This is a genomic window from Collinsella aerofaciens ATCC 25986, from assembly GCF_964259375.1.
Lineage (GTDB): Bacteria > Actinomycetota > Coriobacteriia > Coriobacteriales > Coriobacteriaceae > Collinsella > Collinsella aerofaciens_BO.
Genome location: NZ_CAXVJM010000008.1, coordinates 24197 through 39991 on the forward strand (window position 1 = coordinate 24197; position 15795 = coordinate 39991).

The 15795-nt window shown below is 59.6% G+C and carries 12 protein-coding genes; 6 read left to right on the top strand and 6 right to left on the bottom strand.

The features are described 5' to 3' along the window. The first annotated feature begins 129 nt into the window (after positions 1 to 129). The 5 genes from ACEXKH_RS04945 to ACEXKH_RS04965 all read left to right on the top strand — a co-directional run bounded on the left by ACEXKH_RS04945 (position 130) and on the right by ACEXKH_RS04965 (position 6291). Positions 130 to 1641, top strand: coding sequence for a nucleoside hydrolase-like domain-containing protein (locus ACEXKH_RS04945; RefSeq protein ID WP_373573294.1), 1512 nt, complete (start codon positions 130 to 132; stop codon positions 1639 to 1641). A gap of 358 nt (positions 1642 to 1999) precedes the next feature. Next, complete coding sequence (locus ACEXKH_RS04950) at positions 2000 to 2737, top strand: DUF4428 domain-containing protein (protein ID WP_373573295.1); 738 nt, start codon at positions 2000 to 2002, stop codon at positions 2735 to 2737. Between the two features lie 24 nt (positions 2738 to 2761). After that, on the top strand, positions 2762 to 4084 hold the full coding sequence (locus ACEXKH_RS04955; RefSeq protein ID WP_373573296.1) for a hypothetical protein: 1323 nt from the start codon (positions 2762 to 2764) through the stop codon (positions 4082 to 4084). A 48-nt stretch (positions 4085 to 4132) separates the two neighbouring features. Next, a complete protein-coding gene (locus ACEXKH_RS04960) occupies positions 4133 to 5371 on the top strand; it encodes an SPFH domain-containing protein (RefSeq protein ID WP_373573297.1) in 1239 nt (412 codons plus the stop codon). Between the two features lie 80 nt (positions 5372 to 5451). Beyond that, positions 5452 to 6291: a hypothetical protein gene (locus tag ACEXKH_RS04965; protein ID WP_373573298.1), complete on the top strand. Its 840-nt coding sequence runs from the start codon at positions 5452 to 5454 to the stop codon at positions 6289 to 6291. Positions 6292 to 6497: 206 nt separating this feature from the next. On the opposite strand, the gene ACEXKH_RS04970 is transcribed toward ACEXKH_RS04965, so the two are convergent. The 4 genes from ACEXKH_RS04970 to ACEXKH_RS04985 all read right to left on the bottom strand — a co-directional run bounded on the left by ACEXKH_RS04970 (position 6498) and on the right by ACEXKH_RS04985 (position 12276). Next, positions 6498 to 7121 (bottom strand): response regulator transcription factor, encoded by a 624-nt coding sequence (locus ACEXKH_RS04970; protein WP_373573299.1) that lies wholly within the window; start codon positions 7119 to 7121, stop codon positions 6498 to 6500. Beyond that, a complete protein-coding gene (locus ACEXKH_RS04975) occupies positions 7118 to 8611 on the bottom strand; it encodes a sensor histidine kinase (RefSeq protein ID WP_373573300.1) in 1494 nt (497 codons plus the stop codon). Before ACEXKH_RS04975 ends, ACEXKH_RS04970 begins: the two co-directional genes overlap by 4 nt. 2 nt (positions 8612 to 8613) lie before the next feature. Beyond that, on the bottom strand, positions 8614 to 10236 hold the full coding sequence (locus ACEXKH_RS04980) for a histidine kinase N-terminal 7TM domain-containing protein (RefSeq protein WP_373573301.1): 1623 nt from the start codon (positions 10234 to 10236) through the stop codon (positions 8614 to 8616). A gap of 609 nt (positions 10237 to 10845) precedes the next feature. Further along, positions 10846 to 12276: a 6-phospho-beta-glucosidase gene (locus ACEXKH_RS04985; protein WP_373573302.1), complete on the bottom strand. Its 1431-nt coding sequence runs from the start codon at positions 12274 to 12276 to the stop codon at positions 10846 to 10848. Positions 12277 to 12741: 465 nt separating this feature from the next. Between ACEXKH_RS04985 and ACEXKH_RS04990 the strand changes: the two genes are divergently transcribed. Then, positions 12742 to 13848, top strand: a complete 1107-nt coding sequence (locus ACEXKH_RS04990) for an ATP-binding protein (protein ID WP_195622200.1) — start codon at positions 12742 to 12744, stop codon at positions 13846 to 13848. A gap of 195 nt (positions 13849 to 14043) precedes the next feature. On the opposite strand, the gene ACEXKH_RS04995 is transcribed toward ACEXKH_RS04990, so the two are convergent. Together ACEXKH_RS04995 and ACEXKH_RS05000 are read right to left on the bottom strand one after the other, a co-directional pair. Further along, the gene (locus ACEXKH_RS04995) at positions 14044 to 14688 is read right to left on the bottom strand and encodes a DUF4867 family protein (RefSeq protein ID WP_373573303.1); all 645 of its coding nucleotides are present in this window, start codon (positions 14686 to 14688) and stop codon (positions 14044 to 14046) included. Between the two features lie 125 nt (positions 14689 to 14813). Further along, positions 14814 to 15794 (bottom strand): alpha/beta hydrolase, encoded by a 981-nt coding sequence (locus ACEXKH_RS05000; RefSeq protein WP_276675040.1) that lies wholly within the window; start codon positions 15792 to 15794, stop codon positions 14814 to 14816. Between the last annotated feature and the right edge of the window lies 1 nt (position 15795).

Below are 15795 nucleotides of genomic sequence, written 5' to 3' on the forward strand. Positions count from 1 at the left end.
CTGCGTTGACGTTGCTGTAGACCCTGGACGAGCGCTTCTAGCGGGCCGCCGGGTCGGTGGCGATGAGGGCGTGGGTCCCGTCTTGCCTTGCGCGTAACTGGCTGAAATGATTTTGGTTGGAGCTTTCTTATGACTCGCGATTTAACTCGGGTGATTGTTACTACCGATATGGAAGTCGATGATATGAACTCGCTCGTTCATTTGGCTCTGTATCTCAACTTGCTTGATGTTCAGGCTGTGGTGTATACGGCTTCGCAGTATCACTTTCTTGGGGATGGCGTCCATACGCTCGGTGAAGTGAATCCGCATTGGCGTACTAAAGGACGTCGCTCTTATGAGTGGGATGTGGTGCCTCATGAGCCTGATCCGCTGGCTGGGGAGCTTTTTGAGTATCGGCCGTTTCCTGAGCATTGGATTGAGAGTCTCTGGAGCAATGAGTATGCCCAGGCTTGGCCGCAGTTGCAGGCGAATGCTGCCGCGGCTGGTGAGCCGGCGTTTCCTTCGCCGGCTCAAATGATTGAGCGTACGTTCGTGGGTAATGTTGCCTTTGAGGGCGATGTGCGTGAGGAGACTGAGGGCTCGCGCGTGATTGCTCAGGCGATCTTGGATGATGATCCGCGCACGCTTTGGCTGCTCAGTTGGGGCGGTATGAATACCATTGTTCGTGCGCTCATGAGTATTGCCGAGCGCTATCGCGATATGCCCGAATGGCCTTCCGTGCAGCAGCGCGTCTATCAGAAGGTGCGCGTGATGGGTGTTGCCGATGGCGTGGGGCAGGACAATTCTTGGCTCGACCATGGGCGCGAACTTTTTCCCGATCTCATCTTTTGGTGCGTGCCCTATATGTATGGCGGCTATGTCGACGCCAAGATGGCTCAGCCCGATACGCTGCCGCTGTTTAAGGCCCCCTGGCCCGAGCAGAATCTCGCGCAGGGCAACGGCCCCCTCATGGCACGCTATATGCTCTATGGCGATGGTAAGGTCTACGAAAACGAGCCCGAGCGCTTTCAGTTTGGCAAGCATGCCCGTCTGGATTGGGGTCTAGAAGGCATGCCCGCGATACAGTTTGAGCGCGGCGACTTTATGGCCGAAGGCGACAGCATGACCTATATTCCGCTGCTGCCGTTTGGCCTGCGCGGTATCGATGACCGCGGCTTCGACACGCTGCTCGGCCGCATGTTTCTTGATGGACATCCCAATGCGGCCGCACCCGCCGCCTTTGCCGCCATCGGCACGCCCGCAGGCGACAACCCCAATCCCTACCTGCGCGCCTATCAGGAAGACTTTGCCGCCCGCGCGCAATGGTGCGCCCATGATCCGGCAGCTTGCTCGCATCCGGCATATGTTGTCGAGGTCACGGCCGACCGCAGCGTTACAGCAGGCGAGCGCGTCACCCTTGCAGCGACCATCGTCGACCCCGACGACAAGGGCTTTGATGCACATTGGGATGTAGCCGTGGACCCTTCGAGCTATGCAGGCGCTCAGAATCTTTCGCTGTGGCAGGAATGCACGGTGAGCACCGCTTTTATCGTGCCCGTCGACGCGCAGCCCGGCGACCGCCTCGTGCTTACCCTTACCGTGCAGACGCGCGCCGAGCGCCCCTGCAGCCGCTACGCCCAGGTTGCCGTAACCGTGGCGTAGCAAGGACAGCGCCTACATTCGGCAGCCACCATATTCGGCAAGGAGCGTCCCCAGGTGCCAAACGAGCGAGGATTTTTGGACGCCCAAATGACGAGAGTGGATAATCTCCCACTTTGAGCCTGCATACAGGCCAAAAATGGGAGATTATCCACTCTCATTCTACGGGCAGTCATTGGGTACTCATTGGGGACGTACTTAAATGAGTGGGCACTCGCTTAAGTACGTCCCCAACGACTAATCAAAAATGGGCCATGTGTCCCAGTTGTGGAGACTCCTTGAGCCGTCTGGGTATCGTGAAAGATCGTGCACTCCCCCATCATCAAAAGTGACACACGCTACCTGTTGATGGGAGGCAGCCATGGGCTTCTTTGACAAGATGTTCGAGAAGAAAGAGTGCGCGATTTGCGGTACCGAGCTGGGGCTTTTGGGGAAGACCAAGATCAACGAAGGCTACCTGTGCAAAGAGTGCGTCGGCAAGCTCTCCCCCTTCTTTGGCGGCTATCGTTCCAGCACCGCGGACGATATCCGTGAGCAGCTCGCCTACCGCGAGGCCAATGCCGAGCGCCTGGCGTCGTTCAACCCCACGCGCACGCTTTCTGCCGGGCGCACCAACATCATGCTCGACGAAGACGCGGGCTTGCTGATTATCACTTCGCAGAGCCGCTGGCGCGACGCCAATCCCGACATCATCGAGTTCTCGCAGGTACTCGGCTGCGACATGGACATCGACGAGCATCGGACCGAGATCTATCGCGAGACCAAGGACGGCGAGCGCGAGAGCTACAACCCGCCGCGCTACGACCTGGACTATGACTTTAACCTGACCATCCATGTCAACACGCCGTACTTTACCGAAATCAACCTGCGCGTAAACGACTCCACCATCGAGCAGCGCGGATCCATCGAGTACCGCGAGGCCAAGCGCCAGGCAACCGAAGTTCGCGATGCACTGGTGCAGCTGCGTCAGGAAACGCGCGACAGCGTCGTGGCCGCCAAGGCCCCCAAGACCGCGGTCACCTGCCCCTTCTGCGGAGCCACCACCATTCCCGATGCCAGTGGGCGCTGCGAATACTGCGGCGGCGCCATCGGCGCATAGCCTCCGGCAGCGAAAGGACCGATCATGGCCTTCGAGAGCGTCAACTATCAGTGCCCCGCATGTGGCGGCCCCCTTCACTTTGCCAGTGCCGAGCAAAAGCTCGTCTGCGACTACTGCGACTCGCGTTTTGAAGTCGAAGAAGTCGAGGCCCTCTATCGCGAGCGCCAGGACAAGGCAGATGCCAAAGCCGATGCCGCAGCAGCAGCTCCCAAACCTGCTGTCGACGATGCCGTGCAGGAGCTGGCCCAAAACGCCGGCTACATCTGCTCGTCGTGCGGCGCCGAGCTCGTGTCCGATGGTACTGTCGCCGTTACCACCTGCCCGTACTGCGGCAACTCCGCCGTGGCACCCGGCCAGCTCTCGGGAGATTTCTCGCCCGATCTGGTGATCCCGTTTAAGCTCGGACGCGACGATGTCATGGCCGCGCTCAAGGAACACTACAAGGGCAAGATCTTACTGCCCAAGAGCTTTGTCACCGGCAACCACATCGACGAAGTCCAAGGTGTCTACGTGCCGTTTTGGCTCTACGGCGCCCACGTGGACGGCGAAGTGTACTTCGACGCGACCAACGAAACCGTAACCGAGGAATCCGACCGCACCGTCACGACCACCGATCACTACGATGCCTACCGCAAGGGCAACATCTCGTTTGAGCGCGTGCCCGTCGACGGATCGTCCAAGATGCCCGACGGCCACATGGATGCCATCGAGCCGTTTGACTACGACGCGCTGCGCCCGTTCTCGGTCGCCTATATGCCCGGCTACATCGCCAACCGCTATGACGAGGATTGCGAGACCTGCAAAGCGCGCGCCGAGCGTCGCATGGAGGAGAGCACGATCTCGGCCCTGCGCGAAACCGTCGTCGACGAGTACGACGACGCCACGGTCGAAAGCAAGCAGCTCGACTACACCTGGGAAGACAGCGACTACGCCCTGTTCCCCGTGTGGATGCTTTCCACCTCGTGGAACGGCAAGAGTTATCTGTTTGCCATGAACGGCCAGACCGGTCGCATGGTCGGCGAGCTTCCCTGTTCCAAGCCCAAGCTCGCCATCGCCTCGGTGCTGTTCTTTGTGATCGGGTTTGTCCTCTCCCAGATTCTCTTTATGGGTGGGAATGCCTTCGATCCGGACTACCTCACCTTTGATGTCGAGGGCATCCTCATCAACATCGTCGCGCCGTTGATCATCGTGGTCATCGCAGACGTGCTGCTGGTGGGCCAGCTCAAGACGGCCAACGAGGCCACCCACGCCGATTGCTACTGTGGCGAGCTCGACCTGACCGAGAAGCACGACACCTTCAGCCATACCGAGACCTCGGTTGTCATGAAGGACAACAAGGACGATTAACCATTCTGACCAATACCACCCGGCCTTTGACGAGAAAGGAAAATCACCATGGGACTCTTGAAAGCTGGATTGGGTGCTGCCGGCGGCGTCATGGCCGACCAGTGGAAGGAATTTATCTATTGCGAATCGATGCCCGCTGACGTCTTGGCCTGCAAGGGCAGCAAACGTACCGGTGGCCGCAGCTCCAACACGCGCGGCGAGGACAACGTCATCTCCAACGGCTCGGTCATCGCCGTCAACGACGGCCAGGGCATGCTCGTGGTGCAAAACGGCAAGATCATCGAGGTCGCGCTTGAGCCCGGCGAGTTTGTCTTTGACACCGGCAGCGAGCCGAGCGTCTTTAGCGGCAACCTGGGCGACTCCATCAAGGAGACGTTCGCCAATATCGGCAGCCGCTTTACCTTTGGCGGCGACGCGGGCAAAGATCAGCGCGTCTACTTTATCAACACCAAGGAGATCATCGGCAACAAGTACGGCACCGCCTCGCCTGTGCCCTTCCGCGTGGTCGATAACAACATCGGCCTGGACGTCGACATCTCCGTGCGCTGCAACGGAGAGTACTCGTACCGCATCACCAACCCGCTGCTGTTCTACACCAACGTGTGCGGCAACGTGACCGATAGCTACACGCGCGACAAGATCGACAGCCAGCTTAAGTCCGAGCTGCTCACCGCTCTGCAGCCCGCCTTTGCCAAGATCTCGGAGATGGGCATCCGCTACAGTGCCATCCCCGGCCACACCACCGAGCTCGCCCGTGCACTCAACGAGGTTCTCTCCGCCGACTGGCGCGACCTGCGCGGCGTCGAGATCGTGAGCTTTGGCGTCAACTCCATCGCCGCCTCGCAAGAAGACGAGCAGATGATCAAGGACCTGCAGAAGGCCGCCGTCATGCGCGACCCCACCATGGCGGCCGCCAACATCGCCAGCGCCCAGAGCGACGCGATGCGCGCGGCAGCGGCCAACCCCAACGGCGCGATGGCCGGCTTTATGGGCATGGGCATGGCAGGCGGCATGGGCGGCATGAACGCCAGCCAGCTGTTCGCCGCCGGCCAGGCACAGCAGCAGGCCGCCCCGCAGCCGGCTCCGGCACCCGCCCCCGCACCGGCACCCGCCGCCCCCGCAGCCGGCTCATGGACCTGCAGCTGCGGCGCCACCAACACCGGCAAGTTCTGCCCCGAGTGCGGAAGCCCCGCTCCCGCCCCAGCACCGGCCAAGTGGTTCTGCCCCAACTGCGGCAGCGAAAACGGCAGCAAGTTCTGCAGCAACTGCGGAACGCCTAGGCCCTAACCCCTTTATCTGGTAATTGGCGGGGGTTCCGCCACCCCCGCATTTGCTTCTATGGGTTTTCACACAAGAAGGAGGACACCATGAAGACAACGTTCAAAAAGTCCGCACTCGCATTCCTGACATGCGTCCTGGCGCTCGCCTTTGCCCTTACGGGCTGCAGCGGCGGCAAAGACCCCAAGGCCAACTTTGTCGGCAGCTGGGAGCTCTCGGGTGGAACCTCGCAGGGCGAGGAGCTGACCGAGGAGTACATGGAGATGTTCAAGGAATGGGGCGTCAACATCATCCTGGTCCTCAACGAAGACGGCACGGGCAGTCTCGATTTGTTCTCCGAAGTCGACGACCTCAAGTGGGAAGCCAAGGACGCCACCACCGCGAGCATCACCATTGACAAGGAAACGCATGACGTGAAGCTCGAGGACGGCAAGCTCATCCTTGAGGAAGGCGAGGACAAGCTCATCTTTACCAAGTCCGATAAGGATCTCTCCGGCAAGGTGAAGAAGGATCGCGAGGCCGCCGAGAAGGAAGAGGAGATCGATGAGGCCGTCGAAGACGACGACACCGAGAACATTGAAATCTCCCCCGCCGTCACCGTCGCCGATGACGACCTGTGCACCATCACCATCACCGAGAAGTTCAAGGACGAGTGGGGCGATATCGGCTTTGTCGTCAACATCACCAACAAGAGCGACAAGGACCTGACCTTCTACGCTCCCACCGGCAAGACCAACGTCAACGGCACCATGAAGGATGCCTGGTTCTCGGCTCACCTGATGCCCGGCACCAACGCCACCGAGGAATACAGCTTCTCGAGCGGCGATCTCGACAGCCTTGACGACCTGGTCAACACGACCATCGGCATCGACGTCTATCTGACCGATTCCTACGAGGACGTCGCCTCCTACAGCGCAACTATCGCGTAGCGACAGACATCGACAGCCGCGGATTGGCGGACATATCCGCGGGCACCAGACGGGGCCGCAGGAGATGATCCTGCGGCCCCGTCGCTTTGTGTTGGTAAAACACCGGCCATGCAAATAGGCCGCGTCCACAGGCAGGCCGCCCGCCGCTTTCAGAGTGAAGCAACGGGCGGCTTGTCTTTAGCGTCGAGGCACGGCTGGAGCGTCGATTACGGGCGCTCCATGTTGGGGACGATGCTGCCCTCGGTCACCGCATGCACCGCCAGGCGCATGATGTTGTCGTAGCCGGTCTTGCTCAGAATCTCCGAGATGCGGCGCTTGATGGTACCCTCGCTCATAAACAGCTCGCCCGCGATCTCGCGACGGCTCTTGCCCTCGCAGGCAAGGCGCAGAATCGACAGCTCGACATCGTCGAGGGCCGCCGTGCCCGAAAAAATGCTCTCGGGCGGCTTGGGAAACGTGCAGTAGCCCGCCAACGTGGAGCGCATCACGGCGAACAGCTCATCGATACCGACGTTCTTGTACACAAAGCTATCGACGCCCGCCTCGCGCGCCTGATCGACAAAGGTGATCTCGGGCATACCCGTCATGATGATGACGCGGCACTCGGGCATCTCTTTTTTAATGCGCGCCGCCGCCACAATGCCGTTGGAATCGTGCTCGGTGCACACGTCCATCAGTATCATGTCCGGGCGTTCCTTGAGCGCAACATCGAGGGCATCGGAAGCATCGGCGATCGCGGCGACAACGGTCATATCGGGCTGGTCGCCCACGGAGCGCGCGAGACTCTCGCGCAAGATGGCCTGGTCTTCGACGATTAACACGCGGATCATGAGCTTCTCCTTTGGTCCGTGGCGCTGCAGTTGAGCGGGATGGATACCGCAAGCGTAAAGGGCGGGGCGGGGCGAACTTCCAGGCTGCCGCCCAGATCTTGCGCGACATGCCTCATACCTGGGATACCCGTTCCCTCGCGATACGATACGGGGGCCGGGGACCCGTCGTTAGAAATCGTCATGCGCGCGACGGCGTCAGCATCCGTCCCCTCCTGCCACAGGCGCACATGGACCTGATGCGCCTGCGCATGCTTGGTGGCATTGGTCGAGGCCTCGCGGATAATCTGCAGAAACGCCGCAGCGACGCGAGCGTCCTTTGGCAGCGCGCCCTCGACATCGATCTGCACGCTCACCAGGCCAAAGGCGTTGACGATATCGTCCAGCTGCTCTGCAGGCTCGCTGGCACCACCGCTGCGCAGATCGGCGGCGATTGAGCGCAGCAACGGGTCGATCTGCTCGAGCGACTCGTCGTCCAAGCGCCCCTCCTCCAGATAGCGATGGAGGATAGACAGGCGCTGGCCGATCACATCGTGAACGCGGGCACGCATGCGCAGGTAGGCCGCATTGTCGGCAACTTTTTTGACTTCTTCGATCTGGGCCTGGAGCTCTTGGCCCGCAAGCTCAAGCAGGTGGTTAGCTTGCGCCAAGCGGTCGTGCGCATGCGCATACTCCGTCACATCCAGGCCGATGATGCGCTCGAACGAACGACCCGAAACCATAACGCTATCGCACACAAAGAGGCGTATCTCGGCGGGAGAAACCTCGATCACCGCACGCGCCTCACCAAAGCGGTCCAGATCAATCCGCATGCGGTTTTTGCTGCTTTCGGGCGTTTGCATGCTGAGCTTGCGCAGGTCGCTCCACGTACCGCTCATATCGCCCAAGTCGGTGGGCATGTGAAGCTCCACCAGGTTTTTGCGCATGCAGTGGTTCATAAGCAACGGGCGGCCCTTCGGGTCCAGATAGAGGATGCCCACGGGAATCACGTTGATGGTTTCGATTGTCGAGAACGCCGTGATGTCTTCCTGGCGATTGCGAACGTCCATCAAGAGCGCCGCGACGGAGCGGAAGAGGAAAAATGCCGCCTCCGCGATAACGACAGCGGTCCACGCCAGGCCCATGGCGCGGACCACCGGCGGCGTCACGGCGGCAACAAGCAGCAGCTCAACCAGCATAACGGGGCGACGATAATGCACCATAAGCACGACGCCATAGGCAAAGGTCGCGGCGTTGAGCCACAGCACGCTGCCCATTCCCTCGGCACAAACGTTGAGCGGCGCCAGCAGATACGAACCGCTCGAGCCAAACATAATAATGGCCAGGATCATGAGGTGAAGCACCAGGCTCGCCTCGTAGACGCAAATCACCTTGCGGTTATAGGACGAGCGGCGTGACGCGATGAGCGGAACGTGAATCGTCTGCAGGCATGCCGCGAGGGCAAAGACGACGTCGAGCGCGACAATCTGGGGAAGGATAAGTGGAATCTGCATGGTCACTCACCTGCCCGTGGCATCAAGACGGTCATGCGCAGCTGACCGGGCTCGCCCTCAAGACGATACGCCACATTTCGTCCCCGCAGCGCGACCTCGAGTTCGTGGGCGGCGGGCGTCCGCGAAAGATCGCCCTCGTCGTTGGAGAAGAGCGTGGCGCGTAGCTCGACGCTACACGAATCGTGGTCGCTCAAGTGATACATAAGCGCCGGATGATCGGTGGTATAGGCAAAAAAGGCAAAGTCGTACACACAGTCGTACAGTGCGCTTACCGTGCTGGCGTGCATGGGGCGGCGTATGGCGATAATCGAGGCGCAGTCGACATCGATAGTGCGCAGATCGCTTGCAAGCTCATTGGCAATTAGCTGGATACGGTCGCGGTCGAAGCCGCTCTCCCCGTGCTGCGCCAGCGTGAGCGACCCCTTGCGCTTGCAATAGGCAACGAGCATTTTTGCGCACTGCAGCATGCGGTAGCGCTCATGCGAGGACGCCTCGTCGGTCAGCGGGGGCAGCGAGCTCAGCAGGCCGTACATCTCATCGAGCGCGCGGGCAAGCGCCCGGTCCACGTCTTGGATCAGCAGGGCCTCGGCCTCCTGGTCTGCCAAGTGCGCCTTGAGGTCATAGTCGGCCGCGAACAGTTCGTTTTGACGCTGCAGCTCCATGCGCCGATGCGCCAGCTCGCGATTGAGCTCGTTGAGCTCCGAGACGTCCTGGGCAAGGAGAGCCGAGCCGCCCAGCAGCGGAAAGGCTCGATACATCACATCGGGGGTAGACGCCACGGCAAAGGCATGGGCGCGCCCGTGCTCCTGCGCACGAAGCTCCTCGAACACACCCGGCGGAGTCGGTCCCGACATCGGCGTGGCATAGGCCACCTGCAAGTCGCGCGTCAGGACCTTGAGGTCGAGCGGCAGGGTATCGAAGATGCCGGCGATGTCGTGATACGACGGGATGACGCCGCAATCGAGGCAAATTTCGAGCGTCACCACGCACAGCACACAATAGACCAGCGAAAAGTTGAGTTTCCACGCCCAGGGCACGCGCATGACATATGAGACGCAAAAGAACGCGCCGCCCAGCAACACGAGCGCCGCCGTACCCGAGAAACGCTGGATTCTAAAGGACGAGGACCGTCTCACCAGGGCAAAAAAGGCGACGAAGTTAAAGACCGTCCATGCCGGAAAGAGAAAGTAGCCCCAGCCATACGTGTAGTCGTTGCTCCAGGTCTCGCTTGCGCGGTCGAAGTGAAATACCTGCCGATGCAAATCGTTGGTGAGCACAAACGCGATCAGCAGGGCGGCCGCAATCCACAAGGCCGTGCGGTAGCGGCGACCCGCGCGATGCTGCTCCACGCCCGCGAGGCGCATGCCGCACAGCTGGTAGAGCAACGGGATGAGCGTCATGGGTACGTAGTACAGGTACCAAAGCAGCGTGGCGTAGGTTGGCGTGAATGAGTTGTACTTAAGGATGACCTCGATCACCCACAGGGCGCAGATGGCAGCAATGGCAACAAGGCGGCGCCGCAACACATAGTCCAAACAGCGCAGGTAAGCGAGAACGCCCCAGATCGAAAACACGACCGCGGCGACAAGCAACGGAATGGAGCTCGAATGGGTAAGCTCGTCCACGATCCTTTTGGACACCCGGTAATACACAGGCACGGTGTTGGAAAACTTGGGGTCGGAGGCGAACAGCGCCGGCAAAACTGCCAAAAGTATAAGGAACAACGCAGTGATGGCGCCGGCGATGGCAAAGGCGCGGTGGCGGTATATGCGATGCGATATGCCGGCAAGGAATCGCGGCATGGCGAAGAGTCTGCCGCCCCTGGGATCCGCCACGGGTGCGGACCGGGCGGTCGCGTGGCCGATATGTCGCTCGCGGGTACCCATAGTGCCTTTAGTGTACCGACAGGCAGGCCCAAAAAACGGGCCACATGTCCCAAAATCCGTGGACGGCAGAACGTCTCTTATCGATATTGAGTCCTATTCCTTTTCACTTCTTTTGCAAGTTTTAACTTCTTTTGCTTTCTTTCACTTCTTTTAACAAGGCGCCCGGCGAGCGCAAACTGCTCGCCGGGCGCCTTGGTTAAGAGGCTATGAAGTTCTACGCGTAAAACACGTCCGTCGGAGTCGCCCCCTAAGGGCCTGAGGTGCTCAAGATTGGGAGCGACAAGCCCGACGAAGCGTACTTAGGTACGCGAGGAGGGTTGGAGCCCCAAGGTTGAGTGCCTTGGGTCCTTAGGCCAGGTCTTCGCCGTTCGTCTCGATGACGTGTTTGTACCAGTCGAAGCTCTTCTTCTTGGAACGCTTGAGGGTGCCGTTGCCCGCGTCGTCGCGGTCGACGTAGATAAAGCCGTAGCGCTTGGACATCTCGCCCGTGCCGGCAGACACCAGGTCGATCGGACCCCAGGTGGTGTAGCCCAGCAGGTCAACGCCGTCCTCGGTCACCGCGTCGCGCATGGTCTTGATGTGCTGGCGCAGGTAGTCGATACGGTAGTCGTCGTTGATGGAGCCGTCCTCCTCGACAACATCCTTGGCGCCCAGACCGTTCTCGACCACAAACAGCGGCTTCTGGTAACGGTCGTACAGGTCGTTGAGGGTGATGCGGAAGCCCAGCGGATCGATGGCCCAGCCCCACTGGCTCTCCTGCAGGTAGGGGTTCTTGGCGCCAGCGAAGGCGTTGCCCTGGGTCTTCTCGACATCGGGATTGTCGGCACCGGCAGAGCAGCGGGTGCTGTAGTAGCTAAAGCTGATGAAGTCGACAGTGTTGGCAGCCAGGATCTCGCGGTCCTCGTCGGTCATCCCGACGTCGATGCCCAGGCGCTCGAGCTTCTTGACGGCATAGGCCGGGTAGTAGCCGCGGCTCTGGACGTCGACAAAGAAGTAGTTGTCCTGGTTGTCGAGCTGTGCGGCGCGCACATCGCCCGGACGGCAGCTGTAGGGGTAGTAGGTGCCAGCGGCGAGCATGCAGCCGATCTTAACCTCGGGGTCGATCTCGTGGGCGATCTTGGTTGCCCAAGCGCTGGCGACGAGCTCGTTGTGGGCGGCCAGGTACTCGACAGCCTCCTTGTTCTCGCCCTCCTCAAAGACCAGGCCGGCACCCATAAACGGCAGGTGCAAGATCATGTTGATCTCGTTGAAGGTAAGCCAGTACTTCACCAGGCCCTTGTAGCGGGTGAAGATCGTGGTCGCGAGGTTCTTGTAGAAATCGATGAGCTTGCGGTTGCGCCAGCCGCCGTACTCCTTGATAAGGTGGATGGGGCAGTCGAAGTGCGTGATGGTCACGAGCGGCTCGATGCCGCGCGCCTGGCACTCGCGGAACACGTCCTCGTAAAAGGCCAGGCCGGCCTCGTTGGGCTCGGTCTCGTCACCGTTGGGGAAGATACGGGTCCAGGCCAGGCTCATGCGGAAGGTCTTGAAGCCCATCTCGGCAAAGAGGGCGATGTCCTCCTTGTAGTGGTGGTAGAAATCGATGCCGGTCTGCGCGGGGTAGTAATAGCCGTCCTCGAAGTCGAGCATCTTGCGCTGGCCGGAGACCACCGCGAAACGCTCCGGGCCGTGCGGCGCCACGTCCACGTTGGCCAGGCCGCGGCCATCCACGTTGTAGGCACCCTCGCACTGGTTGGCAGCCGTCGCGCCGCCCCACAGGAAGTCTTTACGGAAAGCCATGCATCGATCCTTTCACACGATGTTTGTCGTGATTTCAGTATCACCGCAAACAGCGCATCGCTCAACGGCAACGGCGCAGGTCGACACTTCTTTTCGCACGCGAGCGGTCGACAGCCGCCCACAGCTGACACTTTCTGATACCGCCGCCCCAACCACCACAAAGGGGACAGGCGCCTTTGTGGTGGTTGGGGGCGGTTTGTCTCGATCTGTAACAGATAGGCAGTCAAAACCGGGCCTGGTGTTACAGATTGAGATTATTCGGCTTGCCCGCTGTTGTTCGTCTTGATCTGTAACAGGAAGAGACGATTTAGCCTGCTAGATGTTACAAAACGAGACAGAAGGTCCCGGTCTTCGTTGATGTCGAGGTTCTTTTCGATGAGCCCCCCTGAAGCCGCCCTCGACCAGTAGTCAATTTGACTGAATAGGAAAAAAAGGAAAAAATAGGAAAAAAAGGAAAGGAGACTTATGACTGAAACCATCTTCTCCCCTTCATTTGGAAATCGCCCATCCTATCTCGTTGGGCGAGGAAATGTAATTTCAACATTCATCTCCGGCCTTGAACAGGAGCCGGGCAATCGAGACCGCGCCATGCTCATGCTCGGCCAGCGAGGAAGCGGCAAGACGGTTCTCCTGTGGGAGCTCGCCGATCGCGCTCGCAAGCTCGGCTTCGTCGTCGCCACGCCCACCGTTGCCTCCGAGGACATGCTCGAGCGCATTGTTGAAAAAATCCAAGAGGCGGGCGAGCCCTATGCCAACAAACGCCATCTCCCTAAACTCACGGGCGGCAGCCTGAGCGTCTTCGGTTTCTCAGCCGGCCTTGAGTTCACGCGCGATGTGCAGGAAACCAAGAGTTTCCAGTTCAAGCTCACGCAACTGGCGCGCAAACTAACCGAGCAAGGACATGGCATCCTCATCCTCATCGATGAGCTTCAGGCTAATTCGCCCGAGATCAGACAACTCGTCACCGCTTATCAAGAACTCGTCGGCGAGAGACTCAACGTCGCACTCGTTATGGCGGGCCTTCCGGGAGCGGTCTCGGCGACGCTCAATGACCGCGTGCTGACGTTTCTCAACCGCGCTCGCAAAGTCACACTCGAACCGCTTTCAGTCGGAGACGTCGACACCTATTACCAGCGGGCTTTCGAAGAACTCGACCTTGATATCCCAAGCGATCTTCGACTAGATGCCGCTCGCGCAACCCAGGGCTCGCCCTACATGTTGCAGCTCATCGGTTACAACATCGCCAATCGTTGCCAGGCAGGAGAACGCGCAACACGAGAGCTAGTCGACGGAGCCATCGAGGCGTCAAAGGTCGATTTCGAAAACGATGTGTGCGAGACGACGCTCGCCGCGCTCTCGGACCAAGACGTTGCGTTTCTTGCCGCAATGGCGGATGACGAAGACACCGTGTCGCGCATTTCTGATGTAGCCGAGCGCATGTCGGTCACACCCGACTACGCACAAAAGTATCGCCGGCGCCTTATCGACGCCGGCGTAATCGAACAGGCCCGCCGCGGGTACGTGCGCTTCGCTGTTCCTTATATGGCTGACTACCTGCGCAGTCAGCTGTAGGAAAACCACCACGAAGGGGACAGGCACCTTTGTGATGGTTTTGACCGGTTTGTCTCGGTCTGTAACAGTTAGACCGTCAAAACCGAGCCTGGTGTTACAGATTGAGATTTTCGGGCAGCCCCCTGCAGTTTGTCTCGTTCTGTAACAGGTAGAGACGATTTTGGCTGCTAGATGTTACAGGATTGAGACGAAGCGCTAGTCGCAGGTGATGTCGAGGTTTTTGCCGGTTAGGCCTACGTAGCCGCCCTCGGCTGCTTTGGGACTATCGGCGTGGCAGAGAACCCACTTGTCGGCCTTCCAGTAGCAGTAGCTGTCGCCGGCGGCGGACATGTTGGCAGCGGCCTCGGGACGCGGACCATTGGTGCCGGCGGGCAGCGCTACCATTACCTGGAAGCCACCGTCGTCGACCATGCACGGCGTGTAGTGCAGCGTCGTGGCGTAGACCTCGACGAGCGTGCCGGCCGGCGCGCGGAAGGCCTTGACCTGCGCGGTATCGAGCTTGCCGTCGACGATCTGCTCGCGCTTGGCCAGCAGCAGGATAAAATCGCGGGCGCCCAGGTTGAACTCGCTGGCGCGGTGATACTCCAGGCAGTTGAGCTTCGTGTTACGGCCGTTGCACCAGCCCAGCTGGAAGGGGCGGCCGCCGTACATGAGCAGACCGAGCGTGTCGGCACCTTCGACCTGTTCCAGCTCGGGCGCGGAGGCCACATACTTGCTACCCTCGGGAATGGGCGTGGCGGAAAGTGCCTCGACAAGCGGAGCTGTCAGGCTGGAGGGTACGTCGTCCCACACGCGGCCGTAGGACTTGAACTCGGGATCGGTAACAGAGTAGATATGCATGTTCGCTCCTGTTCGTAAATGTGACTATATAAACATTCTAGAACATTAGCCGTCTTTTGATGGAGTCAATACCGCAAACAACACGCACCAGAGTCACATGGGCAAAAGGGCGGCGTGTATTTTACTTAGCCGAGATAGCCCTTAAGGAACTCAATGACACCCGAGCACCAGTGATCAGTTTCCGGCGCATGAGGTTTCATTAACGCATGTCCTCCTTCTGGATACACAATCTCCTCGTGGTGCACCCCAGCCGCATCCAGTGCGTCAACCATCTTTCCGAGATTGCCGGGCGATACGACATCATCGTCGGCGCATTGCCAAAGATATGTCGGCGGATACCGTTCCCACACATGTTGATCAATGCAGAAATCATCAATCGCATCGTGCCCAGCTCCACCGCACACCGAATCAAGAAATCTATGGTCTGACGCACATTCGGACTCATGAAGGTCAATCGGGGCGTAACACAGAACCAAAGCTTTTGGCGGCTCGCATCCGTAAGATGCAAACCCCTTGTTATCCGTCCCCCACTCGGCGGTCAAATGCGCGCCAGCGGAAAAACCGATAACCGCATATTTTTTGTCCACATTAAATCGCGTTGAATTCTCGAGGACAAAACGGACTGCGCGATTAAGGTCATCGATCGGACGCGGCATCAGCGGCTCGACCCTCACCCTGTATGACAACACAAACACGTTATAGCCCGCATCGTTGAGCTCGGGAGCAACGGGAAAACCTTCCATTTGGTGACAAACGCTCTGATAGCCCCCACCCGAAATCGCGATAACGAATGGCGCCCCCGGTCGCCCCGGAAAGAAAAACAGCTTTGTGTTGCGCCGGGTCGGATCGCGAATACAATCGGCTTCATCCCAAATATCGTATGCAACCTGCCTCCCGTCATCCGCAAGCTCAACAATCCGATTCAACCCGCGCAGAACACGAGTAACTTCATACGGATTAGTGTCGGAATTCAAATGGGCCGCGATGGGCTTATTCCACATGCGCTCCCAAGTTGAAGGTCGGCAAAGCATGAGATGCTCACCGAACCCAGCGAACTCAGGAAGAAGTGCGATTTCTCCAAATGTCATATCGGCAGTAATTGTCATA

Bases quoted from the DNA above. Each gene is read 5' to 3' on its own strand.
- ACEXKH_RS04955 (WP_373573296.1), top strand. From the start codon at position 2,762: ATGGCCTTCGAGAGCGTCAACTATCAGTGCCCCGCATGTGGCGGCCCC.
- ACEXKH_RS04985 (WP_373573302.1), bottom strand. From the start codon at position 12,276: ATGGCTTTCCGTAAAGACTTCCTGTGGGGCGGCGCGACGGCTGCCAAC.
- ACEXKH_RS04945 (WP_373573294.1), top strand. From the start codon at position 130: ATGACTCGCGATTTAACTCGGGTGATTGTTACTACCGATATGGAAGTC.
- ACEXKH_RS04950 (WP_373573295.1), top strand. From the start codon at position 2,000: ATGGGCTTCTTTGACAAGATGTTCGAGAAGAAAGAGTGCGCGATTTGC.
- ACEXKH_RS04995 (WP_373573303.1), bottom strand. From the start codon at position 14,688: ATGCATATCTACTCTGTTACCGATCCCGAGTTCAAGTCCTACGGCCGC.
- ACEXKH_RS04970 (WP_373573299.1), bottom strand. From the start codon at position 7,121: ATGATCCGCGTGTTAATCGTCGAAGACCAGGCCATCTTGCGCGAGAGT.
- ACEXKH_RS04975 (WP_373573300.1), bottom strand. From the start codon at position 8,611: ATGCAGATTCCACTTATCCTTCCCCAGATTGTCGCGCTCGACGTCGTC.
- ACEXKH_RS04965 (WP_373573298.1), top strand. From the start codon at position 5,452: ATGAAGACAACGTTCAAAAAGTCCGCACTCGCATTCCTGACATGCGTC.
- ACEXKH_RS04990 (WP_195622200.1), top strand. From the start codon at position 12,742: ATGACTGAAACCATCTTCTCCCCTTCATTTGGAAATCGCCCATCCTAT.
- ACEXKH_RS04960 (WP_373573297.1), top strand. From the start codon at position 4,133: ATGGGACTCTTGAAAGCTGGATTGGGTGCTGCCGGCGGCGTCATGGCC.
- ACEXKH_RS05000 (WP_276675040.1), bottom strand. From the start codon at position 15,794: ATGACAATTACTGCCGATATGACATTTGGAGAAATCGCACTTCTTCCT.